This window comes from Pseudomonas sp. 5P_5.1_Bac1, from assembly GCF_025466015.1.
In the GTDB taxonomy this organism is placed as follows: Bacteria; Pseudomonadota; Gammaproteobacteria; order Pseudomonadales; family Pseudomonadaceae; genus Aquipseudomonas.
This window is the reverse complement of sequence record NZ_JANLNX010000021.1, coordinates 1-598: the sequence shown is the minus strand read 5'-3', so window position 1 is coordinate 598 and position 598 is coordinate 1. Positions and strand designations below refer to the sequence as shown.

The following is a 598-nucleotide window of genomic DNA, read 5'->3' as shown; positions in this document are numbered from 1 at the left end:
TGCGGGCACCTTCACTGGAACCTACGGCACGTTGGTTCTGGCGGCGGATGGGTCTTACACCTACACGCTGAATCCTGGCGATCCGGACTTCTTCAATTTGCATGGTGGTGGTACTGGCACTGAGACGTTTGCCTACACCCTGACTGATGCCGATGGCGACACCAGCACTGCCAATCTGGTCCTGGATATCAAGAACCTGAACGACTCAGTCACCCTCAACGGCCTCGATGCTGCGGGTGGTGAACTGACGGTCTACGAGAAAAACCTCAGCGACGGCAGCAACCCGAACACGCCGGCACTGACCCAAACCGGTACCTTTACCGTCACCGCTCCGGACGGTCTACAAACCCTGAGTGTGGGCGGCATCAACGTTGTTTCTGGCGGAGTAGCCTCCGGTTTCCCACAAACTGCCACGACTCCGCTGGGCAACACGCTGACCGTCACGGGGTACAACGCAAGTACCGGCGTGGTGACCTACAGCTACACCTTGCTGGATAACGAAGCCCATCCAAACGCTGGCGGCATCAACAACCTGACCGAGAGCTTCACGGTCACCGCGACGGACACCGATGGCAGCACCTCCAGCGGAAGCCTCGAT

1 protein-coding gene is annotated in these 598 nt (G+C 59.0%); it reads left to right on the top strand.

Annotated elements, in window-relative coordinates:
* Nucleotides 1–598, top strand: a 598-nt coding sequence (locus tag NTD82_RS04365) for a VCBS domain-containing protein (protein ID WP_262127885.1), incomplete at both ends; no start/stop codon positions are given.